This is a genomic window from Alloyangia pacifica (assembly GCF_003111685.1).
GTDB lineage: Bacteria > Pseudomonadota > Alphaproteobacteria > Rhodobacterales > Rhodobacteraceae > Salipiger > Salipiger pacificus_A.
On sequence record NZ_CP022189.1, the window covers coordinates 320282 to 343112 of the forward strand.

Sequence of the window (22831 nt, forward strand, 5' to 3'; positions counted from 1 at the left end):
TTTTCCTTGGCGAGTCGGTCGAAAAGTCAGGTCTGCCGTGGCAATGGCACGATACGCCCCTCGGGCGCCAGATCTTCAAAATCAAAATTGTCGAGTTTTTGAGCACGTCGGCCCGCTTTCTCGGCGCTGATGCGGATTTCCGAAAGATCCCGTGCAGCCATGCCGAAGTGACGGTCAAGGTTCTCGACCCGGCCTTCGAGACGCTCGATGTCCTGATGCAGCAGGCCAAGTTCGCGGCGGATCGCCCCGGCCTGTTCGCGCATGCGGGCATCCTTGAGCACCGCGCGCAGGGTGTTCAGCGTCGCCATGCAGGTGGTCGGCGAGACGATCCAGACCCGCAGCGAAAAGCCCTCGCGCACCACCTCGGGGAAGCTGGCGTGCAGCTCGGCGTAGACCGCTTCGGAGGGCAGGAACATGAGCGCGCTGTCGGCGGTCTCGCCGTCGAGAATGTAGCGGTCCGAAATGTCGCGCAGGTGCTTGCGCACCGAGATGCGGAAGGCCTGCGAGGCGCGCTGCTTGCCCTCGGGCGTCTCGGCGCGGCGCAGCATCTCGTAGGCCTCGAGCGGGAACTTGGCGTCGATGACGATATGGCCCGGCGGCTCGGGCAGCTTGATCAGGCAATCGGCGCGGCGCCCGTTCGAAAGCGTCGCCTGCATCGTATAGCTGTCGGGAGGAAGCGCTTTCGAGACGATGTCGTTGAGCTGGATTTCCCCAAAGGCGCCGCGGGTCTGCTTGTTCGACAGGATGTCCTGCAGCGACAGCACGTCGCCCGAGAGCCTCGTGATATTCTCCTGCGCTTCGTCGATGGTCTTGAGACGCTCCTGCAACTGGCCCAGCGAATGGGCGGTGCGGCGGGCGGTGCCGTGCAGGTTTTCGGACATATTCTGCTGCACCTGCGCCAGCCGCTTTTCCATCAGCTGCAGCATGGCATTCTGGCTTTTCACCTGGGCCTCGGAGACGTGGTGCAGCCCGCCGGCGAGCCGTTCCTGCCCTTCGGAGAGCGCCTGCACCCGCTGCGAAAGCTGGCTCAGCGGGTAGCCGAGCCTTGCGGCGCGGTTCGAGGCGCGAATCGCGAGGATCATCAAAAGCGCGAGCACGGCTGCGCCCGCGGCGGCCCAGAGGCGCGGGTCGTCCAAGCCGATGGTCTGCCCGGCGATCTCGATCATGTGCGGCCGAAGAGCCTCTCGATATCCGACAGCTTCAACTCCACGTAGGTGGGGCGGCCATGGTTGCACTGGCCGGAGTGGGGCGTCGCCTCCATCTCGCGCAGGAGCGCGTTCATCTCCTCGGCGCGCATCCGGCGACCCGAGCGGATCGAGCCGTGGCAGGCGACGCGGCTCAGGATCGCTTCGAGCTTCTCCTGCACCAGCTGCGAGCTGCCGTAGTCCGAAAGCTCGTCGAGGATGTCCTTGATCAGCGCCTCGGCGTTGACCTCGCCGAGGATTGCCGGGGTCTCGCGCACCGCCAGCGCCGAGCCGCCGAAGGGCTCGACCGACAGGCCCATGCGGCCAAGGTCGTCGGAGATGTCGAGGATTCGCGACAGGTCGTCCTGCGACAACTCGACGATCTCGGGGATCAGAAGCGCCTGCGCCGCGACTCCGCGCTCGGCCATCTGGCGTTTCAGCTTTTCATAGACCAGCCGCTCGTGCGCCGCGTGCTGGTCTACTATGACGATGCCGGTCTCGGTCTGCGCGATGATGTAGTTCTCGTGCACCTGGCCCCGCGCCGCGCCAAGCGGCAGCTGCGCGGCCTCCGGTTCGACCGGAGCGTCCTCAACCACCCGGCCCGACCAGCTGCCCTGCATCTCGGCGAAGCCCTGCGTCTGAGCCGGAGGGACGCGCGGCGGCGCCGGGACAAAATTGGGATCGGGCGCCTGCGCGGCATAGGCGGCGCTGCGCGCGCCCGCCGAGGGGCGGTCCATCTGGTAGACGCGGGCGTGGGGCGCTGCCGCCGGGGCCGCGCCGAGCGGCGCGCCGCCGCCGTAGGCGCCGAAGGTGCTGTCGCGCGAGGGTTGCTGGTGCAGCGGGACTTGCCCGGTGTCGAGCTGCCGCGGAAACTCGGGGCGCAGGGCCGCCAGCGTGTCGGCGGCCACGGTGCTCGAGGCGCGGTGCCCGGCATCGGCAAGCGCGTGGCGCAAGGCCGAGACGATCAGCCCGCGCACGAGGCCCGGCTCGCGGAAGCGCACCTCGGATTTGGCCGGGTGCACGTTCACGTCGACGAGATGCGGGTCGCAGTCGACAAACAGCGCCACCGCCGGATGCCGGTCGCGGCTGAGGTAATCGGCATAGGCCCCGCGCAGCGCGCCGAAGAGCAGCTTGTCCTGCACCGGGCGGCCATTGACGAAGAGATGTTGCGCCACCGAAGAGCCGCGCGAATAGGTCGGCAGCGCCGCGTAGCCGGTCAGGCGGAAGCCGTCACGCTCGGCATCGATGGCCAGCGCGTTGTCGGTGAACTCGGCGCCCAGCACCTGCGCCAGCCGGCCCCGGAGCGCATCAAAAAGATCGCCCGAGACGGCGTCGGCGCGGAAGCTCACCCGGTCCTTGCCCTGCGAGACGTCGCGCAGGGTGAAGCCCACCGAAGGCTCGGCCATGGCGAGCCGCTTCATCACGTCCGAGATCGACATCATCTCGGCGCGGTCGGTGCGCAGGAACTTGAGCCGCGCCGGGGTGGCGAAGAAGAGATCGCGCAGGGCGACCACGGTGCCGGGGTTCAGCGCTGCCGGCTTCACCGTGCCCATCTGCCCCCCGGAGACCGCGATCTCGGCCCCGTCCTGCCCGGCGACGCGGCTCTGGATCGACAGCCGGCCCACGGCACCCAGCGAGGGCAGCGCCTCGCCGCGGAAGCCGAAGCTGTGGATGTTCAGAAGATCCGAGCCGTCGATCTTCGAGGTGGCATGGCGTGACAGCGCCAGCGGCAGCTCGTCCGGCCCCATGCCGCAGCCGTCGTCGCTCACCCGAATCAGCGTCTTGCCGCCGTCGGCAATCTCGACCGTCACGCGGGTCGCCCCGGCGTCGATGGCGTTTTCCACCAGTTCCTTGACCGCCGAGGCCGGGCGCTCGACCACCTCGCCGGCGGCGATGCGGTTGATGGCCGCCTCGTCGAGCTGCCGGATGACGGGACGCATATTGGGGCTGTGGGTGTTCATGCCACCATACCTAGCAGGGATTTTGCGATTCTGGAACGGATAGCGCCAAGCAGCGCAGCGCGGTCAGTCCGCAGCCAGCGCGGCCGTCCTGCCGCCGGAAGCCTCTAGCGCGTCCCGTGGGGTGACCACCACCATCAATCCGCGCCTGCCGCCGTTGAGCACGATGCGCTCGGCCGCCATCGACGCCGCCTCGAAGGCCGTGGGCACGCGCTTCTTCTGACCGAAGGGGCTGATTCCCCCGGTGTGCATGCCGGTGAGCCGTTCGGCCTTGGCAGGGTCCATCATCTGCGCCGACTTGCCGCCGAAGGCGCTGGCGACGCGCTTCATCGACAGCGTGGCACCCGAGGGGATGGCGGCGCAGCAGGGCTTGCCATCGACCTCGACCATCAGCGTCTTCAGCACCTGTTCCGGTGGCCAGCCGATCTGCTCGGCCGCATGCAGACCGATCTGCGCCTGCCCGGAGACATAGTCATACTCCAGCAGTTCGAAAGCGACCTTGGCGCGTGTCAGCGCCTGCGTCGCCGGTGTGCCCTTGCTCACGCCCGATATCCCATCTGCCGGTCGATCCATGCGAGGATGACCCCCACCACCTGCGCCTGCTCCTCATCACTGAGCGCGCGCCCCGCCGCCAGCCCGTGCCACTTCGCAAGGCAGCCCCGGCAGCAGGTCGCCGTGGCGTGCTGCGCGACGAAAACCGGGTGGCCCCGCATGGGTGTCTGCTTGCCGTCGTTCCTCGGCTCTGCCGGGGCGAGCCGCTCGGAGATGAAATCCCGCGCATGCGACAGGATCACCGCGCGGCCCTTGGCGTTGGCATAGTCCCGTTCCTTCGGGCCAAGCCGGAATCGGCTGCGAAACTTGGAGCGGGCCAGCCGCTCGAACAGCTGATCCGGAGCTGTCATTCCATGCTCTCGAGATAGGTGCGTACGGCGTCCTGCACGTGGCGGAAGCGGTCGCCGCCAAGGTGCTTGCCGCCGTACCAGCGGGTCACCACGATGATGTGGTTGCGGACCTCCTCGCGCTCCAGCATCCGCAGGATCACCATGCCCGCGCCGCTTTCGCCGTCGTCGTTCTTGATCGGCGCCTCGTCGGTCAGCAGGCCCCAGGTGTTGTGCGTTGCCTTGGCGAATTTCTTGTTGCGCTTGAGCTCCTTGAGAAAGGCCTTGGCCTCTTGCTCCGAGGTGCAGGGCCCGCCCGAGACCGCGTATTTCGAGCCGCGGTCGCTGATGATATTCTCGAGAATGCGCATGCCAGAGGGGTAAGCCGCGCCGCGCCAGCGCGCAAGCCTTCAGCGCCCGAGGTACCCCCGCTCGATCTCCAGCAGCCGCTGCTTGCGCCAGAGCCCGCCGCCGTAGCCGGTGAGCGAGCCGTCCGCACCGATCACCCGGTGGCAGGGGATCACCAGCGCGATCTGGTTGGCACCATTGGCCTGCGCCACCGCCCGCGTGGCCGAAGGCCGCCCCAGCGCCTGCGCCAGAGCGCCGTAGCTGCGCGTCTCGCCCGCCGGGATCTCGAGCAGGGCGCGCCAGACCGCGGTGGTGAACTCCGAGCCATGCAGCGCCAGCGGCGTGTCGAACTGCGCGCTCTCCCCGGCGAAGAAGCGCGCCAGCTCCTCGCGGATCTGATCGGACGGTGCGAACCGTCCGACCCCGATCTCGCCCCCCGCACCCTTGCGCAGCTTCTCGAGCTCGCGTGGCAGCGCCTTGCGGTCCATGAACTCCAGCAGGTGCAGGTGGCTCTTCGAGCAGACCGAGACCATGTCGCCGAGCGGCGTGGCGATCCAGTCCGCCCGCAGGAGTGCATCGGCTCTCAAGGCCCCCGGCGCCACGCCGAGCGCCCGGGCAAATCCCGCGCGGAAGGCCGAGGCGCTCTCGAAGCCCGCATCGAGCTGCGCCTCGATCACCGGCGCGCCCGAGGCCAGCGCGGTGAATCCCTCGCGCAGCCGCCGCTGCCGGGCCATTTCGAGGAAAGTCATGCCGAACTGCCTCTTGAAGGCGCGCCGCACGGTCGAGGGATCGAGCCCCATCGCCACGAGATCCGGCTCGGACCAGCGGAAGGCGGGGCGCGCCTCGAGCGCGTCCAGAAGCCGCGCGATCACCGGGTCGCTCTGGGCCATGGGGTTCAGCGGATGGCAACGCTTGCACGGGCGGAAACCGGCGGCGATGCACTCCCCCACGGTCTCGTGGAAGGTGCAGTTCGCGCGCAGCGGTTTGCGCGCCGGGCAGGTCAGCCGGCAGAAGATGCCGGTCGAGGCGACGCAGACAAAGGCCCGGCCATCGTAGGACGGGTCGCGCTCGAGCAGCGCCCGGTAGAGCGTGTCGGGGTCAGGAAGGGCAAACAGCATGGTCCGACTCTAGCCGATCCGTGTGTGGGATGCCGCCGGAAATCGGGCGGCTATTCACATTCCGGCGGCGCAGTGCGGCGCCGCTCTTGCCAAGGCGGCGGGCGAGCCCACATGTGATAAAAGATCGCAATTTCGATATATGAAAGGAGCCGAACGATGAAGACCGAGGAAGTGGGCGCCGCCCTGCTGGAGACGTGGTCCGTCGACGAGGTCGCCGAGGCCTTTGGTCGCAACGAGATCGTGCTGATCGACGTGCGCACGCCGCAGGAATACATGTTCGAGCACATCGAGGGCACGCTGCTGATGCCCATGGCCTTCTTCAAGCCCGAGAAGCTGCCGGGGCAGGGCGAGAAGCGGATCGTCTTCCACTGCGGTTCGGGCGCGCGTTCCGAGCGGGTCGCCCGCGCTGCCATCGCTGCCGGTCTCGCGCGAGTCGCGCATATGGAAGGCGGCTTCGGCGCGTGGAAGGGGAGCCACAAGCCCTACATCGGCACCAACATGGCCACCGGCGGCCCGACCCCGATCAGTTGAGCGGTCTCTGTCCCTTCTTCTCTGTCAAAATACGCCGGGGGTGAATTGTCCGCTGGCCGAGAGGGGCAGCGCGCCCTTGCGTGCCTCAACTCCGCCCGGTCACCCGGTCGAAGCGCTGCCGGGCCACGTCCTCGTCGCGCTCGGCCTTGCGGTCGGCGATCAGCGCCGCCTCGACGTAGCCGAGGTGTGCCTGCACCGCCGCCTTTGCGCCCGCCGGGTCGCGCGCCTGGAGCGCCGCGTTGATGGCGCGGTGTTGCTCGAGCAGGGCCTCGCGGGTGGTGCGCTGCTTGAACATGATCGAGCGGTTGTAGAAGACCCCCTCGCGCAGCAGCTGATACATCGAGCGCATCATGTGCAGCATGATGACGTTGTGGCTGGCCTCGATGATCGCGAGGTGGAAGTCGGCGTCGAGCCGCGCTTCCTCGGCCGGGTTGCGCTTCATATGCGCCGCTTCCATCTTTGCGAAGAGCGCCTCGATGACCTTCAGATCCGAGGGCGTCCCCTGCAGCGCCGCGCGCTCCGCCGCCAGACCCTCCATGTCCCGGCGGAAGCTGAGGTAGTCAAACACAGCTTCGTCATGTTTGGAAAAGAGCTGGATCAATGCGTCGGAAAAGGCCGATCCGAGCACCTCGGTGACGAAGACACCGGCCCCGGCCCGGGTCTCCAAGAGTCCGCGGTCCTGCAGGTCTGCCACCGCCTCGCGCAGGCTTGGGCGCGACACGCCCAGCCGTTCCGACAGCTCGCGCTCGGCAGGTAGGCGCTCGCCCGGGCGCAGGATGCCGCGCAGGATCAGTTCTTCGATCTGCCGCACCACGGCGCTGGATAGTTTCTCGGACTGCACGGGGCGGAAGGGCATGAATGGGTCCTGACAGGCGGGAATTGGTCAGATCATATGACCACGCGCGCCGCGGCTCAAGCGCGACACGAGGACAGTGATGCATAGCAAAGGGCGCTCACCAGCGCGACAGCGCGTCCTCGTCCTCGTCCTTGGCGGCCACCCAGGAGGTGCCGCCGCTGCCGCTTTCCTTCTTCCAGAAGGGCGCTCGGGACTTGAGGTAGTCCATCAGGTACTCGGCGGCCTCGAAGGCATGGACGCGATGCTTTGAGGCTGTGGCGACCATCATGATGCGCTCGCCCGGACCCATGCGGCCGTAGCGGTGGATCACCAGAATCTCGCCGAGATCCCAGCGTGCCTCGGCCTCGGCGGCGATCGCCTCGATCGCCTTCTGGGTCATGCCGGGGTAGTGCTCGATTTCCATCGTCTCAAGCGTGCCCGAGACGTCGCGCACCACGCCGGTAAAGGTCACCACGGCGCCCATGTCGGTGCGGCCCGCGGCGAAGGTGTCGGCCTCGGCACCGAAGTCGAAGGGTTCTTCCTGCACGACCACCCGGATCGACATGGTCTCAGCCCCCAGTCATCGGCGGGAAAAAGGCGACTTCGCGCACGCCGGAAAGCGGTGCGTCGAACTCGGAGAGTTCCTGGTCCAAGGCCACGCGCAGGGCCGAAAGATCGGAGAAGGCCATGGCATAGCGCTCCTCGCGGCCACGCAACTCCTCAATGAGATCGTTGACCGTGGCGGCCTCGGTCTCGTAGCGCTCCTTCGGCAGGCCGATGCGCTCGCGCACCCAGGCGAAATAGAGCAGATCCATCACTTCTCGTCCTTCAGGAACGGCAAGGCCTTCACGAAGTAGTCCCAGCCGGTGATCAGTGTCAGCGCGGCGGCGATCCACAGCAGCGTCAGGCCAAGGTGCCCGGTCCAGATCATACCGGTCTCCTGCCAGCGCAGCCCGTGCGGATCGGCGCCGCCGCCGTCGAGCGCCTGGGCCACTGTCTGCCGGTCCAGCGCCTCGACGCTGAGAGCAAGGTAATGCTCGAAGACGCCCTGTGAAAAGAGCGTGGCGATGGCGATCATCTGGAAGGTGGTTTTCCACTTCGCCAGCTTGGTCACCTTGAGCGTGCCCGCGGTGTCGCCGAGATACTCGCGGAGACCCGAGACGAACACCTCGCGGAAGAGAATCATCGTGGCGGGCAGCACCAGCCAGGGCGACATCGAGGAATAGCCGACGATCACCATCAGCGCGATCACCACCATCGCCTTGTCTGCGATGGGATCGAGCATGGCGCCGATCTTGCTTTCCTGTCCCCAGAGGCGGGCCAGGTAGCCGTCGAACCAATCGGTGACGGCGGCCCCGACGAAGAGCAGCAGCGCGAACCAGTCGGCAAGCGGCCGCGAGAAGTACAGGAACATCACCGCCACGCCGGGGGCGGCGATCAGGCGGAGGGCGGTGAGGATATTTGGCAGGTTCCAGCGCATGCGACTTACGTAGCGCGCTTTTTGGGGAGGGGAAAGACGCCTCACGCGGGAGAGCTCACACGGTGCTGCGACGAAATCTCTCGACATAGGCGGCGCGGGCCTGCGGCAGGGGCCTGTCGCGCAGCGCGGGCGCCATGTGGCGCTCGAGAAAGTGTCCCGTCGTGCGCAGCGCCTCGAGGATCTCGCCATCGCCGCCGGGGCCTTCGCCCTTCAGAATGTCAGGCAGGGGCAGCAGCCGGTCGGCCCATTCCCCTGCGGCTTGGCGCGAGACGGCACGGCCGGTGCGCGGCGAGACGAAACAAAGCTCCTCGTTGGTGCCGCGCACCGCGCAGGCCGAGAGATCGAGCCCGAAGCCCATCTCGTCGAGCAGCGCCATTTCCCAGCGGAGATAGGCGAGGGGCCAGAGCTCACGCTCGGGCAGCAGGTCGAGCAGCGCCTCGGTGCGGGCGTAGAGCCTGGGGTGCGCCTCGCGCTCGGGCAGCGAGAAGGAGAGCAGGGCACAGACCGCGTTGAGCCCCGCCAGCGACAGCCGGTCCGCCAGCGCATTGGCGACCCGCGAGCGCTGCGGCTCGGCGGTGAAGCTGCCCATGTGGTCTTCGAGCCGCGCCTTCCAGGTCAGGTCGAGCTGCGCGCCTGGCTGCAGGAAGGGGGCGACACGGCGCGAGGCACCGCCGCGCAGCACGCCCATGTGCCGCCCGTGCCCGGGGGTGAAGACCTCGAGGATGGCCGAGCTTTCGCCGTGCCTGCGCGAGGTCAGAAGGATGCCGGTGTCGCGCCATTCCATCCGCGCACTCTCGGAGTTTGCGAGGGTGGGGGCAAGGGGCGCGGGCGGGGGCGTTGGCGAGGAGCCTTCCATGTCCGCCTGCCGATTGCATGGACCGGTGGAGGGGGGGGCGGCCTGCTCGCACGCGGACACCGCCATGTGAGCCGCCCATTGCTTGGCCTCGCAATAAACGTCGTCCTGAAGTACGATGGTCGGCCCGGGAGATGCCATGACCCAGACTCACCGCTTCACCGCCCTGCTGATTGCCCTGCTCGCCTTGGGGGCACTGTGGTTGCAGGTCCACGTGGGGCTCGTGCGCAGGACGGATCACGAGGTCTGGCAAGAGCTCTGGCGGCTGGGGCGCTACTTCACCATCCTGACCAACCTGATGGTCGCGGTGACCTTCGCCGGCATCGCGGCGGGGCACCGGAGCCCGCCGTGGTGGTTGGCCGCGGTCGCTCTGTGGATCCTCATCGTCGCCATCGTCTACCACGGTCTGCTGGCGCGGCCGCTGGACGGGATCCGCTGGTGGTCGGACATGGCGGTGCACACCTTCGTGCCGATCGCCGTCGGGCTCTGGTGGCTGGCGTTGGCGCCGAAGGACGGGCTGATGCCGCGGCACGCGCTCTGGTGGCTGCTCTGGCCGCTGATCTATGTCAGCTACGCGCTGATCCGTGGCGAGTTCGACGGGAGTCACCCGTATTTCTTCATCGACCCGCATGAGATCGGCTGGTCCGGCGTCGGCCTTTGGTGCGTGGCGCTGGGCGTGAGCTTTTGGCTCGGCGGTCTGGGGGTGGTGATGCTGGGACGGCTGCTCAGCCGTCCATCTCGTCCAGCAGATGGCGCCCCTGACGGTCCTCAAGCTCAATGACCCAGAGATCGGGGTCGAAGTCGCGTTGCTTTGAGACGCGCGCGTCAACCTCGTATTCCGGCCCCTCGGCGAGCGTGGCCCACCGGCGGGCGCCGGTCATCAAATCCCATTCGCGGCTGAAGGCCACGGCCTTGCCGTCGAGCGTAGCGAGCTTGACGATCACCGCCCCGGCGGTGTCGTCGCCATGGGCGGTCACATAGGCGGGGATGTCCAGGAGCGAGAGCCGCCGCAGGTAGGCGCCGACCCAAACATGGGTGGCGAGCCGAGGCTCAGGCATTGCCGTCCTTGAACTCGAGGCCCATCTCTGAATAGCGTTCCGCCTCTTCGAGCCAGTTCTCGCGGACCTTCACCTGCAGGAAGAGGTGCACCTTGCGGCCGAGGAATTCCTCGAGCTCGGCGCGCGAGGCCTGGCTGACTGACTTGATCGTCTCGCCCTTCTTGCCGAGTACGATGCCCTTGTGGCCGTCCCGGGTGACGTAGATGATCTGGTCGATGCGGGCCGAGCCGTCCTCGCGCTCTTCCCACTGCTCGGTTTCGACCGTCAGCTGGTAGGGCAGTTCCTGGTGCAGCCGCAGCGTCAGCTTCTCGCGGGTCATCTCGGCGGCGATCATGCGCATCGGCAGGTCGGCGATCTGGTCCTCGGGGTAGAGCCAAGGGCTCTCGGGCACCTGTTCCGCCAGCCACTTGCGCAGCGCGTCGACGCCATGGCCGCGCTCGGCCGAGATCATGAATGTTTCGGCGAAGGCGTAGGCCTCGTTCATCTTCTGGGTCAGCGCCAGCAGGTCCTCGGCTTTCACGCGGTCGATCTTGTTGATCGCCAGCGCCACCTTGCGGCCGCGCGGCAGGTCCTGCAGCCCATCCAGGATGCGCTTCACGCCATCGGTCATGCCGCGGTGCGCCTCGATCAGCAGCACGATGATGTCGGCATCCGAGGCCCCGCCCCAGGCCGCTGCGACCATGGCGCGGTCGAGCCGGCGGCGCGGTTGGAACAGGCCGGGCGTGTCGACGAAGACCAGCTGGCTCTCGCCCTCCATGGCCACGCCGCGGATGCGGGTGCGGGTGGTCTGCACCTTGTGGGTGACGATCGACACCTTGGCGCCCACCATGCGGTTGGTGAGCGTCGACTTGCCCGCGTTGGGCTCGCCGATGAGGGCGATGAATCCTGCACGTGTGGTCATTGGGGCGTTCCCGTTACTGACGATCCGTGGCCCTTACAGGCTTTTGCGGCGCGGGGCCAGAGCGGCCGCTGCGGATCAGGGTATAGCATCCCGACACGACAATCAGCAGCGCTCCTGCAAGGGTCCAGAGATCCGGGCGCTCGCCGAAAAGAAGATAGGCGAAGACCAGCGCCACCAGCAGCCGCGAGTAGCGGAAGGGGGCGACCACCGAGACCTCGCCGCTGCGCATGGCGCGGGTGAGCGCGGTATAGGCGCAGACCCCGACAAGTCCGGTGGCCAGCAGGCGCAGCAGCTCGGAGCCCTGCGGGAGGCGTGGGGGCGCGGGATCGAAGGGCAGCAGCAAGAGTCCCGCGAGGGTGACCACGGCGAAGCCGAGGATGCCAAGCTGCTTCGCCGAGACTGCAGGCGGCGCGGCCCGGGTGAAAAGGTCGCGCATGGCAAAGCCGAACATCGCCGCGATCGACAGCAGCGCGTCGAGCCGGAAGGCCTCGGGAGTGGGGCGCACGATCAGCAGCACGCCGATGAAGCCCACCGCCATGGCGGCCCAGCGGCGCGGGCCGACCTTCTCGCCCAGCAGCAGCGCCGCCCCGGCGGTGACCACCAAGGGCGCCGCCTGCAGGATCGAAGATGTCACGGACAGCGGCGTGTAGGCCAGCGACAACGCGAAGAAGAGCCGGCCCATGATCTCGAAGAGCGTGCGCAGCAGCAGGCTGGGCCGCAGCATCGCCGGATGCAGCACCGCCTCTCCTGCGCGCAGGGTCATCAGGGTGTAGAGCGTGACGCCGGTCAGGCCGAAGATCAGCGTCGCCTCGCCCGGTGGCAGGCCGGGGGCGACGGATTTGAACAGCGCGTCCTCGATGGCGAAAAGCGTCATCGCCAGCACCATGAAGCCGGCGCCGGTCGCGTTCGCGCTCATCCGCGGCGCGGCGGTGTCAGCCATTTTCGGAGACTTGTGCTAGCAGCGACGCGGCGGCCTCCTGCTCGGCCTTGCGTTTCGAGCCGGCGGTGGCCTCGGCCTTCTGGCCGGAGGCGAGCCGCACCTCGATGGTGAAGACAGGCGCGTGGTCGGGGCCAGAGCGGGCAGTTTCCACGTAGGCCGGCGGGGTCATGCCGCGCGCCTGCGCCCATTCCTGCAGCGAGGTCTTGGGGTCGCGCGCGTCTTGCTCCACGGTGGATACGCGATTGCCCCAGAGCCGCAAAATCATGTTCTGCGCCACCTCGAAGCCGCCATCGAGGTAGACCGCCGCGATCACCGCCTCCATGGCATCGCCAAGCAGCGCCTGCTTGCGCCGGCCACCCGACATCATTTCGGAGCGGCCGAGCTTCAGCGCGGCGCCGATGTCGACCTCGCGCGCGACCTCGGCGCAGGCTTCCTTGCGCACCAGCGCGTTGAAGCGCGGCGCGAGCTGACCCTCGCTGGCCTTGCGGTCCTCGGAAAGCAGCGCCTCGGCCATGACGAGGCCGAGCACGCGGTCACCGAGGAACTCGAGCCGCTGGTTGTCCTCGCGGCCGGGGCCGGACATAGACGAATGGGTCAGCGCGCGCCGCAACAGCTCGGGCCGGTCGAACCGATGCCCCAGCCGCTGCTCCAGCGCTTCTATTTCTGCAGAACGCTTCATGTGATCTTGTGGAAGAACCGATCCGACCGCCAGGTCCAGAAGAACAGCATCGACCGGCCGGACGAGGAGAACATCACCCGGGTTGCCTTGCCGATGATATTCTCGAAGGGCACGAAGCCGACGCCTCCCGCGGCGTTGGGCACACGGCTGTCGGCGGAGTTGTCGCGGTTGTCGCCCATCATGAAGAAGTGACCCTCGGGAACGGTGTAGATCGGCGTGTTGTCCGACCCCTGCATGGCGATGTTGAGGATATCATGCTTCACGCCGTTAGGCAGCGTTTCGGTCCAGCGCGATTTCTCGCAGACGCCGCCGGTGCCCACGGGGCCGTTCTCGCAGCGCGGGCGCAGCCCCTGCGGTCCCTGCGGTTCGGCAGTCTCGGTGAAGGTGCCATTGGCCTCGACCTCGACCGGGGTGCCGTTGATGTGGAGCAGCCCCTGCTTGACTTGGATCTGGTCGCCCGGCAGGCCGATCACCCGCTTGATGAAGTCCGTGCCGTTGACCGGGTGACGGAAGACCACCACGTCGCCGCGCTCGGGTTCAGAGCCGAAGAGCCGGGTGTTGTCGCCGTCGAGAAAGCCGCAGATATCCTTGGCGTCGATGTCGATGCCGAAGGAGTTCAGGCGGATCGACGGGCAGGAGGCATAGGAATAGCCGTAGGTCATCTTGTTGACGAAGAGGAAGTCGCCGATCAGCAGCGTGTCTTTCATCGAGCCCGAGGGAATCCAGAAGGGCTGGAAGAACAGCGTGCGGAAGACGCCCGCGATGACCAGCGCCCAGAACACCGTCTTGACGGTTTCCCAGATCCCGCCCGATTTCTCTTCTTTTGCCATGAAAACCCGCCCCTGTGCCTCGATGTGCCTCGGTTCCTAGGCTTCATGGGCGGGGGCGGGGAGAGTGTCAAGGCGGCGCAAAGGCCGGGCAAATCTCTTCGGAGAGATTTGCAAAACTCGGCGAAGGGTTTTGCTCGGGCGTTACCCCGATGTGATCGGGGTTTTCAGCGGTCTCGCCTCGATCACCACGAAGGCCTGCGCCCAGGGGTGATCGTCGGTCAGCGTCACGTGAATGATCGCCTCATGGTCCGGCGGGGTCATCAGCGCGAGCCGCTCCTTCGCCCAGCCGGTCACCTGCATGACGGGCTGGCCCGTCGGCAGGTTGCTCACCGCCATGTCCTTCCACGAAATGCCCATGCGCAGCCCGGTGCCGAGCGCCTTGGAGCAGGCCTCCTTGGCCGCCCAGCGTTTGGCATAGGTGCCCGCCACATCCTTGCGGCGCTCGGCCTTTCGCTGCTCGGTCTCGGTGAAGACGCGGTTCCGGAATCGGTCACCGAAGCGCGCGAGTGTCGCCTCGATGCGCTCGATATTCGCAAGGTCAGTGCCGATTCCGAGGATCATCCGTGGTCTCCGGGGTCGCGGGCGGTTACGCCCGCGCCTCGTCCATCAGGCGGCGCATCTCGGCGATCGCCGGGCCGAGCCCGAGGAAAATCGCCTCGCCGATGAGGAAATGGCCGATGTTGAGCTCGACGACTTCGGGGAAGGCAGCGATGGGCTGCACCGTGTCGTAGGTCAGCCCGTGGCCGGCGTGCACCTCGAGCCCCAGCGCATGGGCGAAGGCGGCCATCTCGCGCAGGCGCTCGAGCTCGGCGTCGCGCTCGTCGAACCTGCCTTCGGCGTGCAGGTCGCAATAAGCGCCGGTGTGCAGCTCGATCACCTGCGCCCCGATGCGATGCGCGGCCTCGATCTGCGGTTTGTCGGGGGCGATGAAAATCGACACCCGGCAGCCCGCCTCGCGCAGGGGCGCGATGAAATGCGCCAGCCGGTTCTCTTCGCGCGCCACCTCGAGCCCGCCCTCGGTGGTGCGCTCCTCGCGCTTCTCAGGGACGATGCAGACCGCGTGCGGCTTATGGCGCAGCGCGATGGCCTGCATCTCGTCGGTGGCGGCCATCTCGAAGTTCAGCGGGACCGACAGCGCGCCCATCAGCCCGTCGATGTCGGCGTCAGAGATGTGGCGGCGGTCTTCGCGCAGGTGCGCGGTGATGCCGTCGGCCCCGGCCTCCTCGGCGATCCTGGCGGCGCGCAGGGGGTCGGGATAGGCGCTGCCGCGGGCATTGCGCACGGTGGCGACGTGGTCGATGTTGACGCCAAGTCTCAGGCGGCCGGCATAGGGGGTCATCGCGTGTCCTCCGGGCGACGATAGGGGTCTCTTCGCGCCGGACCCTAGTCTGGCGCGCCGCCCTCGTCAGCCGCTTTCTGCTTCTTTTTCAAAGCAGCGAGCTTTTTCTTCAGCGCGCCGCGGCGGCGGTTCTGGTAGGCGCGGATCACCGGCACCGAAAGGTAATAGGCCACCAGCCCGGAAATGATGCCGGGAAGGATGCCGCCGATCAGGTAGGGGTAGAAGACCTCGTGAAAGAAGATCCGCAGGTTGGTCCAGTCCGCCGGGTCCCCGGTGAAGACCGCGCAGACGTTGTGCCAGAGGTCTTGGCCCGCGTAGGCGAACTTGTCGAGCAGCGAGGCGTGATGCGGCGAGCGGCGGTCGATGCCGAGCAGGAAATACCCCAGTTCCAGCGAGACAATGCCGATCGGAACGTAGGTCAGCGGGTTGCCGAAGAAGGTGCCGAGCAACGAGGCTAGGATATTGCCCCGCACCAGCCAGGCGAGCGCGGCGGCCACCACGAAATGTAGCCCATAGAGCGGGGTGAAGGTGGTGAAGACCCCGGCAAAGATGCCGCGGGCGATCGTCTCAGGCGAATCGGGAAGCCGGTGCAGGCGATATTGGACATAACGGGCGGCGCGCCCCCAGCCGCCACGCGGCCAGAAGAATTCGAGCACGGCCCTCCAGACTGGCCGTTTGTCGCGCCGCTTGAAAACCAATGGCGCCTTTCCCCTTTGTCTCTATTCCGCAGCGGCAGGCACGGCCGCCAGGGAGGTATCGCGGTGACGGCTGACCGAGGCCACGTCGCTTTCGGCTTCGAGTGCAGACATCACCGAATGGAGGTGCTCGGCGTCTCTCAGTTCCACGTCTATCTGAAGTCTGAAGAAATCCGGTTTCCGGTCGATGAAGTGCAGGTCCGAGATATTGGCCCCGCGCTCGCCGATCAAGGTGCAAATGCGCCCCAACACCCCGGCATCGTTGCCGACCGTGAGGTCAAGGCTCATGTCATAGGCCGCGGGGTGCGTGCCCTCGGCCCAGTGCAGGTCAACCCAGCGCTCGGGCTGTTCCTCGTATTTGGCCAAAGCTTCGCAGTCGATGGCATGTACGAAGACGCCCTTGCCGCGCTTGGTAATGCCGACGATCCGCTCGCCCGGCAGCGGCTGACAGCAGCGCGCCCGGGTGAAGCCGGTGCCCGGCTCGAGGCCGATCACCGCGCGCTGCATCTCGACCTCATGGGCGTCGGACGGCGTAAGGTCGGGATAGACCGCGTGCACCACCTCGCGGGTGGTCAATTCCGCGCTACCAAGGCGGGCGAGCACTTCGTCCGCCCCCTCGAGTCGGAGCGTCTTGGCCGCTTTTTCCAGCACTTTGTCAGTGGATTTCTTGCCGACATGTTCGAAGGCGGAGCGCGCCAGTTCCTGTCCGAGCTTGATGAAGCGGCCACGACCGGCCTCGCGCAGGGCGCGGCGGATGGCGCTGCGTGCCTTGCCGGTGGTGGCGATGTCGAGCCAAGTCGCCTGCGGGGTTTGCCCTTCGGCGGTGATGATCTCTACCGACTGGCCATTTTTCAGCCGGGTCCAGAGCGGCACGCGGATGCCGTCGACCTTGGCGCCGACGCAAGCCGAGCCGATGCGGGTGTGGATGGCATAGGCGTAATCGAGCGGCGTGGCGCCGCGCGGCAGCTTCACCACGTCGCCCTTGGGCGTGAAGCAGAACACCTTGTCCGAATACATCTCGAGCTTCACCGCCTCGAGGAACTCGTCGTGATCCTCCTCGGCGTCGAATTGTTCGGTGAGCGAGGAGATCCACTTGGCGGGATCGACGGCAAAGGGATTCTCGGAGCGCACGCCGTCGCGATAGGACCAATGCGCGGCAACGCCGGTCTCGGCCACGTCGTGCATCTGCCGGGTGCGGATCTGCACCTCGACGCGTTTGCCGTCGCGGCCCGAGACGGTGGTGTGAATCGAGCGGTAGCCATTGGATTTCGGCTGGCTGATGTAATCCTTGAAGCGACCGGGAACCGAGCGCCAGCGCTGGTGGATTACCCCGAGTGCGCGGTAGCAATCCATCTCGGAGCGGGTGATCACCCGGAAACCGTAGATGTCCGAAAGGCGCGAGAAGCCCATGCCCTTTTCCTGCATCTTGCGCCAGATCGAATAGGGCTTCTTGGCGCGGCCGAAGACCTCGGCCTCGATCTGCGCCTCTTCCAGCTCTTGCCGCATGTCGCCGGTGATCCGGTGGATCACGTCGCCGGCTTCCTTCTGCAGGTTGATGAAGCGGCGGATGATCGAGGCGCGCCCCTCGGGGTTGAGCACCCGGAAGGCCAGGTCTTCGAGTTCTTCGCGCATCCACTGCATGCCCATGCGGCCGGCCAGCGGCGCGTAAATGTCCATGGTCTCGCGCGCCTTCTGCACCTGCTTCTCAGGGCGCATGGCCTTGATCGTGCGCATATTGTGCAGTCGGTCGGCAAGCTTCACCAGAATCACCCGCAAGTCGCGGGACATCGCCATGAAGAGCTTGCGGAAGTTTTCGGCCTGCTTGGTCTCGGACGAGGAGAGCTGCAGGTTGGTCAGCTTGGTGACCCCGTCGACCAGATCCGCCACCTCGGTTCCGAACCGGTCCGCGACATCCTGGTACGAGGCGCGGGTGTCCTCGATCGTGTCGTGCAGCAGGGCGGTGACGATGGTTGCGTCATCCAGTTGCTGCTCGGTCAGGATCGCGGCAACCGCAACGGGATGGGTGAAGTACAGCTCGCCCGAATGGCGATACTGCCCCTCATGCATCCGCAGGCCGTAATCATAGGCCTCGCGGATCAGCTTCTCGTTGGTCTTCGGGTTGTAGTTGCGGACCAGGGCAACAAGGTCTTCCGCCGCGATCATGGGCGCCCATCCTTACGCTGGCCCGCTACAAGCGAGCCTCTCAGCTCTCTCCTTGCGCTTCCATCAGGGCGCGCAGGAGCTTCTCTTCCGACATGTCGTCGTCTGCGGGCTTGTCCTGCTCGGCGCCCATGAGAAGCGCCATGCTGTCCTCTTCGGGCTCGTCGACCTCGATCTGGGTCTGGTGCGACTCGATCAGGCGCTCGCGCAGCTCGTCGGCGGACTGGGTTTCCTCGGCGATTTCGCGCAGGGCGACCACCGGGTTCTTGTCGTTGTCGCGATCGACGGTGATCGGCGCACCCGAAGCCACTTCGCGCGCCCGATGGGACGCGAGCATCACCAGCTCGAAGCGGTTGGGAACCTTGTCGACGCAGTCTTCTACCGTGACGCGGGCCATGAGCGTTTCACCTTCGGTTGACCGTAAGAAATGAGACTCCTACCGCGATGCTTCTGGATTGACAAGCGCAAACGCGGCGTTCCATCGCCGCCCGTCAGTCACCCCTTCGATCACATTGGAATGACCTCGGCGCGGGCCTGCTCGGGCAGTGCGTCGCACAGTTCGCGCGCGGTGCGCCCGAGGAGCGGGTGACGCCAATCAGCGGCAATATCGCAAAGGGGAACAAGGACAAATGCCCGGTCCTGCAACCGCGGATGCGGAAGAATCAGCTCGGGCGGTGACATCTCGGTTTGCTTCTCCATGGCAAGGGTCCGCCAACGCGTCTGGGCTGCCTCATTCGGCATCACAGTTTCGCCAGCGGCGAGAAGATCGAGGTCGAGCGTCCGGCTGCCCCAGCGGCGCTCTCTTTCGCGGCCGAAATGTGCCTCCACCCGGTGCAGCGCAGCAAGCAGCGAAGTGGGATCCGAAGGGCCGTCCAGCATCGCGCAGGCGTTGCAGTAATCGGGTCCGAGTCCCGCAGGAAAACAAGGTGTTGCGTAGAACCTGCTGACCTTCTCTACGGAATATCCCTCGCGCGCGAGCGCCGCCAGTCCGGCCTCCAGAGTTTGCAGCGGGGTGCCGGCCTCCGAAGGCAGGTTTGACCCCAGGGCAATCAGGAAACTCTTAGGTAAACCCATCCTTACACTATCCTTCTGCATATGTTGCGCTGCTTGAAAAGCTGCCTGAAACGCTTACTCTCAAGGCGGGTGCCCCTTTATTCCATTTTTTCCACTCACGGATCCGGCGCCCTGATTGCTCGAAAGGACATTTGATGTTTTACAAGGACGAACGGTTGGCGCTGTTCATCGACGGGTCGAACCTGTACGCAGCCGCCAAAGCCCTCGGCTTCGACATCGACTACAAGCTGCTCAGACAAGAATTCGTGCGTCGCGGCAAGATGGTGCGCGCATTCTATTACACGGCACTTCTCGAAAATGACGAATACTCGCCGATCCGCCCGCTCGTGGACTGGCTGCACTACAACGGCTTCACCATGGTGACCAAGCCCGCGAAGGAATATACCGACGCGCAGGGCCGCCGTAAGGTGAAGGGAAACATGGACATCGAGCTGACCGTCGATGCCATGGAATTGGCGCCGCGCGTCGATCACATCGTGCTGTTCTCTGGGGATGGGGACTTCCGGCCGCTGATCGAAAGCCTGCAGCGTCAAGGCGTTAGGGTCTCGGTCGTGTCGACGATCCGCAGCCAGCCGCCGATGATCGCAGACGAGCTGCGCCGCCAGGCTGACAACTTCATCGAGCTCGACGAGCTGCGCGAAGTGATCGGCCGCCCTCCGCGTGAACAACAGGCGGAGCGCAATTTCGAGGTCGCCAACGGGAACTGATCCCTTGGTGCCTTCCAAGACTGGCGGATCTTATGGGGATGAGGTCCGCCGATCATGCTAGGTGAGGCTGCCAGTTACGGCGGCCTCTTCGTCGCGGCTTTCGGAGCCGCGACAATCCTGCCGTTCCAGTCGGAACTTATCTTCGTCGGCTTACAACTCGGCTCGAACCTGCCGATCTGGGCACTGGTGCTCGTGGCGAGCATCGGCAACACGCTCGGCTCGGTGGTCAATTACGCGCTCGGCGCCGGGCTCGAGCATTTCCGCCATCGTCGCTGGTTTCCCGTCACCGAGGCGCAGCTCGAGCGGGCGCAGCACTGGTACGCCAAATGGGGTATCTGGTCGCTGCTGCTGAGCTGGGCACCGCTGGGCGATGGCTTCACCGTGGTCGCGGGAATCATGCGCACCCCTCTCTGGCTCTTCGTGCTGCTTGTCGCCGTGGCAAAGACTGGGCGTTATATCATACTGGCCTGGTTGACCGCTGCGACCCTGGGCTGAGCCTCTGGACCCGCGCCCACAGAGCCACTAGGTCTGGGACAACAGGAGACGCACCGGTGACCAAAGCCATGACCAAAGCCCCTCTCACCCTCTATCTCGCCGCGCCGCGCGGGTTCTGCGCCGGCGTCGACCGGGCGATCAAGATCGTCGAGATGGCGCTCGAGAAATGGGGCGCGCCGGTCTACGTTCGGCACGAGATCGTGCACAACAAGTTCGTCGTCGACGGGCTGCGCGACAAGGGCGCGGTCTTTGTGGAGGAGCTCGAGGACTGCCCGCCCGACCGTCCGGTGATCTTTTCCGCCCACGGCGTGCCCAAGGCGGTGCCCGCCGAGGCGGCGCGGCGCGAGATGGTCTACGTCGATGCCACCTGCCCCTTGGTTTCGAAGGTGCACATCGAGGCCGCCCGTCACCACGACAACGGCCTGCAGATGATCATGATCGGCCACGAGGGCCACCCGGAGACCGTCGGCACCATGGGGCAGCTCCCCGAGGGCGAAGTGCTGCTGGTCGAGACCGTCGCGGATGTGGCCGAGGTCGAGGTTCGTGATCCCGAACGTCTTGCCTTCGTCACCCAGACCACGCTGTCGGTCGACGACACGGTGGACATCGTTACGGCGCTGCGGGCCCGCTTCCCCACCATTGTCGGTCCGCACAAGGAAGACATCTGCTACGCCACCACCAACCGCCAGGAGGCGGTGAAGGCGATCGCCCCCGGTTGCGACGCGCTGTTGGTCGTGGGGGCGCCCAATTCCTCGAACTCCAAGCGGCTGGTCGAGGTGGCGCGCAAGGCGGGCTGCAGCTACGCCCAACTGGTCCAACGCGCCGAGGACATCGACTGGCGGGCGCTCGAGGGCATCCGCGCGGTGGGCGTGACCGCCGGGGCCTCGGCCCCCGAGGTGCTAATCGACGAAGTGGTTGCCGCTTTCGGCGCGCGCTACGACATGACCGTCGAGAAGGTCGAGACCGCGCAGGAGAACGTCGAGTTCAAGGTGCCGCGCGTTCTGCGCGTGCCGGCCTGACACTTCCGCACCGCGTGTTCCGTGCGCGGCGTTGACAGCGGGCGGCCAATCGGAAACCTTGCGGCGCAAGCATCCGCCGAAGGAGAGACCATGCCCCGCCCAACCCATTCGCGGAGCCGCGCATGAGCTCGGTGCCCCGCACCCCGCTGCTCCTCGCGCTCGCCGGTTTGCTGCCCTTCCTCTGGTCGGTGGCCACGCATTTCAACGGAACGCTTTACGATTGGTCGCTGGCCAATCTCGGCAGCCGCTACGTTGCGCCCTACCTGCAGCTCTCGTACGGCACGGTGATCCTCGGCTTCATGTCGGGCGTGCTCTGGGGCTTCGCGACCAAGGCTGGCGGTGCGAAGGCGGCGACGGCTTATGCTCTGTCGGTGCTGCCCGCGCTCTGGGCTTTCTTCATGGTGGGCGGCGGGCCGGTGGCGGCGGCGACGAACCTCGTCTTCGGCTTCCTCGGCCTGCTGCTGCTCGACGCCTTCTTCCAGCTCTGGGGGCTGACGCCGCGTTGGTGGCTGGCGCTGCGCGTGCCGCTGACCGCCGCGGTCGTCGCCTGCCTGTCGGTCGAGGCCTTCCTGTGAGCGACGCGTGCCGGGCGTCGCCGCTCGGGCTTGACGGCACCTCCGAGCCATGGCTTAGCGTGCTCGCCCATGGCTGACCTATATGCATATACCGACGGAGCCTGCTCCGGTAATCCCGGCCCCGGTGGCTGGGGCGTTCTCATGCGCGCGATGGAGGGCGAGACCGTCGCCAAGGAGCGCGAGCTCAAGGGCGGCGAGGCGGAGACCACCAACAACCGCATGGAATTGATGGCGGCGATCAGCGCGCTCGAGGCGCTGTCGCGCCCGTCGAGGATCACCGTCGTCACCGACAGCGCCTACGTGAAGAACGGCGTCACCGGCTGGATTCACGGCTGGAAGCGCAACGGCTGGAAGACCGCCGCCAAGAAGCCGGTGAAGAATGCCGAGCTCTGGCAGCGGCTGGACGAGGCGCAGAAGCGCCACGACGTGACCTGGGAATGGGTCAAGGGCCACGCCGGCCACCCCGAGAACGAGCGCGCGGACGAGCTGGCGCGGGCGGGCATGGCGCCCTTCAAGGGCTGACGCCATGTCGCCGCTGGTCCTGCTCGACTATGCCTCGGTGCTGATCTTCGCCCTCACCGGGGCGCTCGTCGCCAGCCGGGCTCAGCTCGACGTGGTGGGCTTTGCCTTTCTCGCCTGCCTGACCGCCGTCGGCGGCGGCACCACGCGCGATTTGCTGCTCGACCGCCACCCGGTATTCTGGATCGCCGAGCCCACCTATCTCGCCATCGCCTGCGCCGCGGCGCTGCTGGTCTTCTTCACCGCGCACCGGCTGGAGAGCCGGGCCAAGGCGATCCTCTGGCTCGATGCCGCGGCGCTTTCGGTGGCGGTGGCCGCTGGCAGCTCCATCGCGCAAGCCGAGGGCGCGGCCTGGGGCGTGGTGCTGGTGATGGGGGTGATGACCGGCTGCCTCGGCGGGCTCATGCGCGACGTGGTGGCCAACGAGGTGCCTTTGCTGCTCAAGCAGGGCGAGCCCTATGCCACCTGCGCGCTCTGCGGCGCAATGGCGCTGCTGGCGGCTGGCTGGCTGGGCCTGCCGCCCTTCTCCTCCGCTTTGGTCTGCGCCGGGGTGACCTTTGCCCTGCGCGCCTCGGCCCTTGCCTTCGGCTGGGGCATCCCGGTCTACAAGTCGCGCCCACCGCGGGCCTGACGGTCGCCTTGTAGGGCGAGGGGC

30 protein-coding genes are annotated in these 22831 nt (G+C 66.8%); 8 read left to right on the forward strand and 22 right to left on the reverse strand.

Annotated elements, in window-relative coordinates; genetic code table 11:
* Nucleotides 1–26: 26 nt before the first annotated feature.
* The 6 genes from CEW88_RS01470 to CEW88_RS01495 form a co-directional block, all read right to left on the reverse strand.
* Nucleotides 27–1166, reverse strand: coding sequence for a DNA recombination protein RmuC (locus CEW88_RS01470; protein WP_108964369.1), 1140 nt, complete (start codon nt 1164–1166; stop codon nt 27–29).
* Nucleotides 1163–3145 carry a DNA mismatch repair endonuclease MutL gene (gene mutL / locus CEW88_RS01475; RefSeq protein WP_108964370.1) on the reverse strand — a complete coding sequence of 661 codons (1983 nt, stop codon included), beginning with the start codon at nt 3143–3145 and terminating at the stop codon, nt 1163–1165. The genes CEW88_RS01470 and mutL overlap by 4 nt, the downstream gene beginning before the upstream one ends.
* A 63-nt stretch (nt 3146–3208) precedes the next feature.
* The gene (locus tag CEW88_RS01480; RefSeq protein ID WP_108964371.1) at nt 3209–3685 is read right to left on the reverse strand and encodes an aminoacyl-tRNA deacylase; all 477 of its coding nucleotides are present in this window, start codon (nt 3683–3685) and stop codon (nt 3209–3211) included.
* Nucleotides 3682–4044: a DUF4186 domain-containing protein gene (locus CEW88_RS01485; RefSeq protein ID WP_108964372.1), complete on the reverse strand. Its 363-nt coding sequence runs from the start codon at nt 4042–4044 to the stop codon at nt 3682–3684. Before CEW88_RS01485 ends, CEW88_RS01480 begins: the two co-directional genes overlap by 4 nt.
* A complete protein-coding gene (locus CEW88_RS01490) occupies nt 4041–4391 on the reverse strand; it encodes a YigZ family protein (RefSeq protein ID WP_108964373.1) in 351 nt (116 codons plus the stop codon). The genes CEW88_RS01485 and CEW88_RS01490 overlap by 4 nt, the downstream gene beginning before the upstream one ends.
* A 39-nt stretch (nt 4392–4430) precedes the next feature.
* A complete protein-coding gene (locus CEW88_RS01495; protein WP_108964374.1) occupies nt 4431–5486 on the reverse strand; it encodes a bifunctional transcriptional activator/DNA repair enzyme AdaA in 1056 nt (351 codons plus the stop codon).
* A gap of 156 nt (nt 5487–5642) precedes the next feature.
* Here CEW88_RS01495 and CEW88_RS01500 point away from each other — a divergent pair, with 156 nt between their 5' ends.
* Entirely contained in the window at nt 5643–6017 is a 375-nt protein-coding gene (locus tag CEW88_RS01500) for a rhodanese-like domain-containing protein (RefSeq protein ID WP_108964375.1), read from the forward strand.
* A gap of 85 nt (nt 6018–6102) precedes the next feature.
* Here CEW88_RS01500 and CEW88_RS01505 read toward each other — a convergent pair whose 3' ends face one another.
* The 5 genes from CEW88_RS01505 to recO all read right to left on the reverse strand — a co-directional run bounded on the left by CEW88_RS01505 (nt 6103) and on the right by recO (nt 9116).
* Nucleotides 6103–6873, reverse strand: a complete 771-nt coding sequence (locus tag CEW88_RS01505) for a FadR/GntR family transcriptional regulator (RefSeq protein WP_108964376.1) — start codon at nt 6871–6873, stop codon at nt 6103–6105.
* Nucleotides 6874–6970: 97 nt separating this feature from the next.
* Nucleotides 6971–7417: a molybdenum cofactor biosynthesis protein MoaE gene (locus CEW88_RS01510; RefSeq protein ID WP_108964377.1), complete on the reverse strand. Its 447-nt coding sequence runs from the start codon at nt 7415–7417 to the stop codon at nt 6971–6973.
* 4 nt (nt 7418–7421) lie between these two features.
* Nucleotides 7422–7667, reverse strand: coding sequence for a molybdopterin converting factor subunit 1 (moaD, locus tag CEW88_RS01515; protein WP_108964378.1), 246 nt, complete (start codon nt 7665–7667; stop codon nt 7422–7424).
* The gene (gene pgsA / locus CEW88_RS01520) at nt 7667–8332 is read right to left on the reverse strand and encodes a CDP-diacylglycerol--glycerol-3-phosphate 3-phosphatidyltransferase (RefSeq protein ID WP_108964379.1); all 666 of its coding nucleotides are present in this window, start codon (nt 8330–8332) and stop codon (nt 7667–7669) included. The genes moaD and pgsA overlap by 1 nt, the downstream gene beginning before the upstream one ends.
* Nucleotides 8333–8387: 55 nt before the next feature.
* Complete coding sequence (gene recO / locus CEW88_RS01525; RefSeq protein WP_108964380.1) at nt 8388–9116, reverse strand: DNA repair protein RecO; 729 nt, start codon at nt 9114–9116, stop codon at nt 8388–8390.
* A 208-nt stretch (nt 9117–9324) separates the two neighbouring features.
* On the opposite strand from recO, the gene CEW88_RS01530 reads away from it, so the two are divergent.
* A complete protein-coding gene (locus tag CEW88_RS01530) occupies nt 9325–9966 on the forward strand; it encodes a Pr6Pr family membrane protein (RefSeq protein WP_254694421.1) in 642 nt (213 codons plus the stop codon).
* Here the strand turns inward: CEW88_RS01530 and CEW88_RS01535 are convergent.
* The 11 genes from CEW88_RS01535 to folK all read right to left on the reverse strand — a co-directional run bounded on the left by CEW88_RS01535 (nt 9911) and on the right by folK (nt 18861).
* On the reverse strand, nt 9911–10243 hold the full coding sequence (locus tag CEW88_RS01535; protein WP_108964382.1) for a DUF1491 family protein: 333 nt from the start codon (nt 10241–10243) through the stop codon (nt 9911–9913). The genes CEW88_RS01530 and CEW88_RS01535 overlap by 56 nt on opposite strands.
* Nucleotides 10236–11144, reverse strand: a complete 909-nt coding sequence (gene era, locus CEW88_RS01540; RefSeq protein ID WP_108964383.1) for a GTPase Era — start codon at nt 11142–11144, stop codon at nt 10236–10238. Before era ends, CEW88_RS01535 begins: the two co-directional genes overlap by 8 nt.
* Before the next feature lie 13 nt (nt 11145–11157).
* Nucleotides 11158–12084, reverse strand: a complete 927-nt coding sequence (locus tag CEW88_RS01545; protein ID WP_235940309.1) for a DMT family transporter — start codon at nt 12082–12084, stop codon at nt 11158–11160.
* Entirely contained in the window at nt 12077–12763 is a 687-nt protein-coding gene (gene rnc, locus CEW88_RS01550; RefSeq protein ID WP_108964384.1) for a ribonuclease III, read from the reverse strand. Before rnc ends, CEW88_RS01545 begins: the two co-directional genes overlap by 8 nt.
* Nucleotides 12760–13593, reverse strand: a complete 834-nt coding sequence (gene lepB, locus CEW88_RS01555; protein ID WP_108964385.1) for a signal peptidase I — start codon at nt 13591–13593, stop codon at nt 12760–12762. The genes rnc and lepB overlap by 4 nt, the downstream gene beginning before the upstream one ends.
* A 141-nt stretch (nt 13594–13734) precedes the next feature.
* Nucleotides 13735–14154 carry a holo-ACP synthase gene (acpS, locus tag CEW88_RS01560; RefSeq protein WP_108964386.1) on the reverse strand — a complete coding sequence of 140 codons (420 nt, stop codon included), beginning with the start codon at nt 14152–14154 and terminating at the stop codon, nt 13735–13737.
* A gap of 25 nt (nt 14155–14179) precedes the next feature.
* The gene (locus CEW88_RS01565; protein WP_108964387.1) at nt 14180–14932 is read right to left on the reverse strand and encodes a pyridoxine 5'-phosphate synthase; all 753 of its coding nucleotides are present in this window, start codon (nt 14930–14932) and stop codon (nt 14180–14182) included.
* A 44-nt stretch (nt 14933–14976) separates the two neighbouring features.
* On the reverse strand, nt 14977–15630 hold the full coding sequence (locus tag CEW88_RS01570) for a DUF2062 domain-containing protein (RefSeq protein WP_108964388.1): 654 nt from the start codon (nt 15628–15630) through the stop codon (nt 14977–14979).
* A gap of 21 nt (nt 15631–15651) precedes the next feature.
* On the reverse strand, nt 15652–17790 hold the full coding sequence (locus CEW88_RS01575) for a RelA/SpoT family protein (RefSeq protein WP_108964389.1): 2139 nt from the start codon (nt 17788–17790) through the stop codon (nt 15652–15654).
* Nucleotides 17791–17830: 40 nt separating this feature from the next.
* The gene (gene rpoZ / locus CEW88_RS01580) at nt 17831–18184 is read right to left on the reverse strand and encodes a DNA-directed RNA polymerase subunit omega (RefSeq protein WP_095883970.1); all 354 of its coding nucleotides are present in this window, start codon (nt 18182–18184) and stop codon (nt 17831–17833) included.
* 110 nt (nt 18185–18294) lie between these two features.
* Nucleotides 18295–18861 (reverse strand): 2-amino-4-hydroxy-6-hydroxymethyldihydropteridine diphosphokinase, encoded by a 567-nt coding sequence (gene folK / locus CEW88_RS01585; RefSeq protein WP_108964390.1) that lies wholly within the window; start codon nt 18859–18861, stop codon nt 18295–18297.
* Nucleotides 18862–18995: 134 nt separating this feature from the next.
* On the opposite strand from folK, the gene CEW88_RS01590 reads away from it, so the two are divergent.
* The 6 genes from CEW88_RS01590 (at nt 18996) to CEW88_RS01615 (ending at nt 22807) form a co-directional block, all read left to right on the forward strand.
* Entirely contained in the window at nt 18996–19568 is a 573-nt protein-coding gene (locus CEW88_RS01590) for a LabA-like NYN domain-containing protein (RefSeq protein WP_092427755.1), read from the forward strand.
* A 54-nt stretch (nt 19569–19622) separates the two neighbouring features.
* On the forward strand, nt 19623–20063 hold the full coding sequence (locus CEW88_RS01595) for a YqaA family protein (RefSeq protein WP_108964391.1): 441 nt from the start codon (nt 19623–19625) through the stop codon (nt 20061–20063).
* A 68-nt stretch (nt 20064–20131) separates the two neighbouring features.
* Nucleotides 20132–21082, forward strand: coding sequence for a 4-hydroxy-3-methylbut-2-enyl diphosphate reductase (ispH, locus tag CEW88_RS01600; protein WP_108967478.1), 951 nt, complete (start codon nt 20132–20134; stop codon nt 21080–21082).
* Nucleotides 21083–21204: 122 nt separating this feature from the next.
* The gene (locus tag CEW88_RS01605) at nt 21205–21657 is read left to right on the forward strand and encodes a DUF3429 domain-containing protein (protein WP_108964392.1); all 453 of its coding nucleotides are present in this window, start codon (nt 21205–21207) and stop codon (nt 21655–21657) included.
* 69 nt (nt 21658–21726) lie between these two features.
* Nucleotides 21727–22179, forward strand: coding sequence for a ribonuclease HI (gene rnhA, locus CEW88_RS01610; protein ID WP_108964393.1), 453 nt, complete (start codon nt 21727–21729; stop codon nt 22177–22179).
* Between the two features lie 4 nt (nt 22180–22183).
* Nucleotides 22184–22807, forward strand: coding sequence for a trimeric intracellular cation channel family protein (locus CEW88_RS01615; RefSeq protein ID WP_108964394.1), 624 nt, complete (start codon nt 22184–22186; stop codon nt 22805–22807).
* Nucleotides 22808–22831 lie beyond the last annotated feature (24 nt).

Coding starts and splice junctions, on each gene's coding strand:
- CEW88_RS01470 (WP_108964369.1), bottom strand. CDS start 1,166: ATGATCGAGATCGCCGGGCAGACCATCGGCTTGGACGACCCGCGCCTC.
- mutL (WP_108964370.1), bottom strand. CDS start 3,145: ATGAACACCCACAGCCCCAATATGCGTCCCGTCATCCGGCAGCTCGAC.
- CEW88_RS01485 (WP_108964372.1), bottom strand. CDS start 4,044: ATGACAGCTCCGGATCAGCTGTTCGAGCGGCTGGCCCGCTCCAAGTTT.
- CEW88_RS01490 (WP_108964373.1), bottom strand. CDS start 4,391: ATGCGCATTCTCGAGAATATCATCAGCGACCGCGGCTCGAAATACGCG.
- CEW88_RS01495 (WP_108964374.1), bottom strand. CDS start 5,486: ATGCTGTTTGCCCTTCCTGACCCCGACACGCTCTACCGGGCGCTGCTC.
- CEW88_RS01500 (WP_108964375.1), top strand. CDS start 5,643: ATGAAGACCGAGGAAGTGGGCGCCGCCCTGCTGGAGACGTGGTCCGTC.
- CEW88_RS01505 (WP_108964376.1), bottom strand. CDS start 6,873: ATGCCCTTCCGCCCCGTGCAGTCCGAGAAACTATCCAGCGCCGTGGTG.
- CEW88_RS01510 (WP_108964377.1), bottom strand. CDS start 7,417: ATGTCGATCCGGGTGGTCGTGCAGGAAGAACCCTTCGACTTCGGTGCC.
- moaD (WP_108964378.1), bottom strand. CDS start 7,667: ATGGATCTGCTCTATTTCGCCTGGGTGCGCGAGCGCATCGGCCTGCCG.
- pgsA (WP_108964379.1), bottom strand. CDS start 8,332: ATGCGCTGGAACCTGCCAAATATCCTCACCGCCCTCCGCCTGATCGCC.
- recO (WP_108964380.1), bottom strand. CDS start 9,116: ATGGAATGGCGCGACACCGGCATCCTTCTGACCTCGCGCAGGCACGGC.
- CEW88_RS01530 (WP_254694421.1), top strand. CDS start 9,325: ATGACCCAGACTCACCGCTTCACCGCCCTGCTGATTGCCCTGCTCGCC.
- CEW88_RS01535 (WP_108964382.1), bottom strand. CDS start 10,243: ATGCCTGAGCCTCGGCTCGCCACCCATGTTTGGGTCGGCGCCTACCTG.
- era (WP_108964383.1), bottom strand. CDS start 11,144: ATGACCACACGTGCAGGATTCATCGCCCTCATCGGCGAGCCCAACGCG.
- CEW88_RS01545 (WP_235940309.1), bottom strand. CDS start 12,084: ATGGCTGACACCGCCGCGCCGCGGATGAGCGCGAACGCGACCGGCGCC.
- rnc (WP_108964384.1), bottom strand. CDS start 12,763: ATGAAGCGTTCTGCAGAAATAGAAGCGCTGGAGCAGCGGCTGGGGCAT.
- lepB (WP_108964385.1), bottom strand. CDS start 13,593: ATGGCAAAAGAAGAGAAATCGGGCGGGATCTGGGAAACCGTCAAGACG.
- acpS (WP_108964386.1), bottom strand. CDS start 14,154: ATGATCCTCGGAATCGGCACTGACCTTGCGAATATCGAGCGCATCGAG.
- CEW88_RS01565 (WP_108964387.1), bottom strand. CDS start 14,932: ATGACCCCCTATGCCGGCCGCCTGAGACTTGGCGTCAACATCGACCAC.
- CEW88_RS01575 (WP_108964389.1), bottom strand. CDS start 17,790: ATGATCGCGGCGGAAGACCTTGTTGCCCTGGTCCGCAACTACAACCCG.
- rpoZ (WP_095883970.1), bottom strand. CDS start 18,184: ATGGCCCGCGTCACGGTAGAAGACTGCGTCGACAAGGTTCCCAACCGC.
- folK (WP_108964390.1), bottom strand. CDS start 18,861: ATGGGTTTACCTAAGAGTTTCCTGATTGCCCTGGGGTCAAACCTGCCT.
- CEW88_RS01590 (WP_092427755.1), top strand. CDS start 18,996: ATGTTTTACAAGGACGAACGGTTGGCGCTGTTCATCGACGGGTCGAAC.
- CEW88_RS01595 (WP_108964391.1), top strand. CDS start 19,623: ATGCTAGGTGAGGCTGCCAGTTACGGCGGCCTCTTCGTCGCGGCTTTC.
- ispH (WP_108967478.1), top strand. CDS start 20,132: ATGACCAAAGCCCCTCTCACCCTCTATCTCGCCGCGCCGCGCGGGTTC.
- CEW88_RS01605 (WP_108964392.1), top strand. CDS start 21,205: ATGAGCTCGGTGCCCCGCACCCCGCTGCTCCTCGCGCTCGCCGGTTTG.
- rnhA (WP_108964393.1), top strand. CDS start 21,727: ATGGCTGACCTATATGCATATACCGACGGAGCCTGCTCCGGTAATCCC.
- CEW88_RS01615 (WP_108964394.1), top strand. CDS start 22,184: ATGTCGCCGCTGGTCCTGCTCGACTATGCCTCGGTGCTGATCTTCGCC.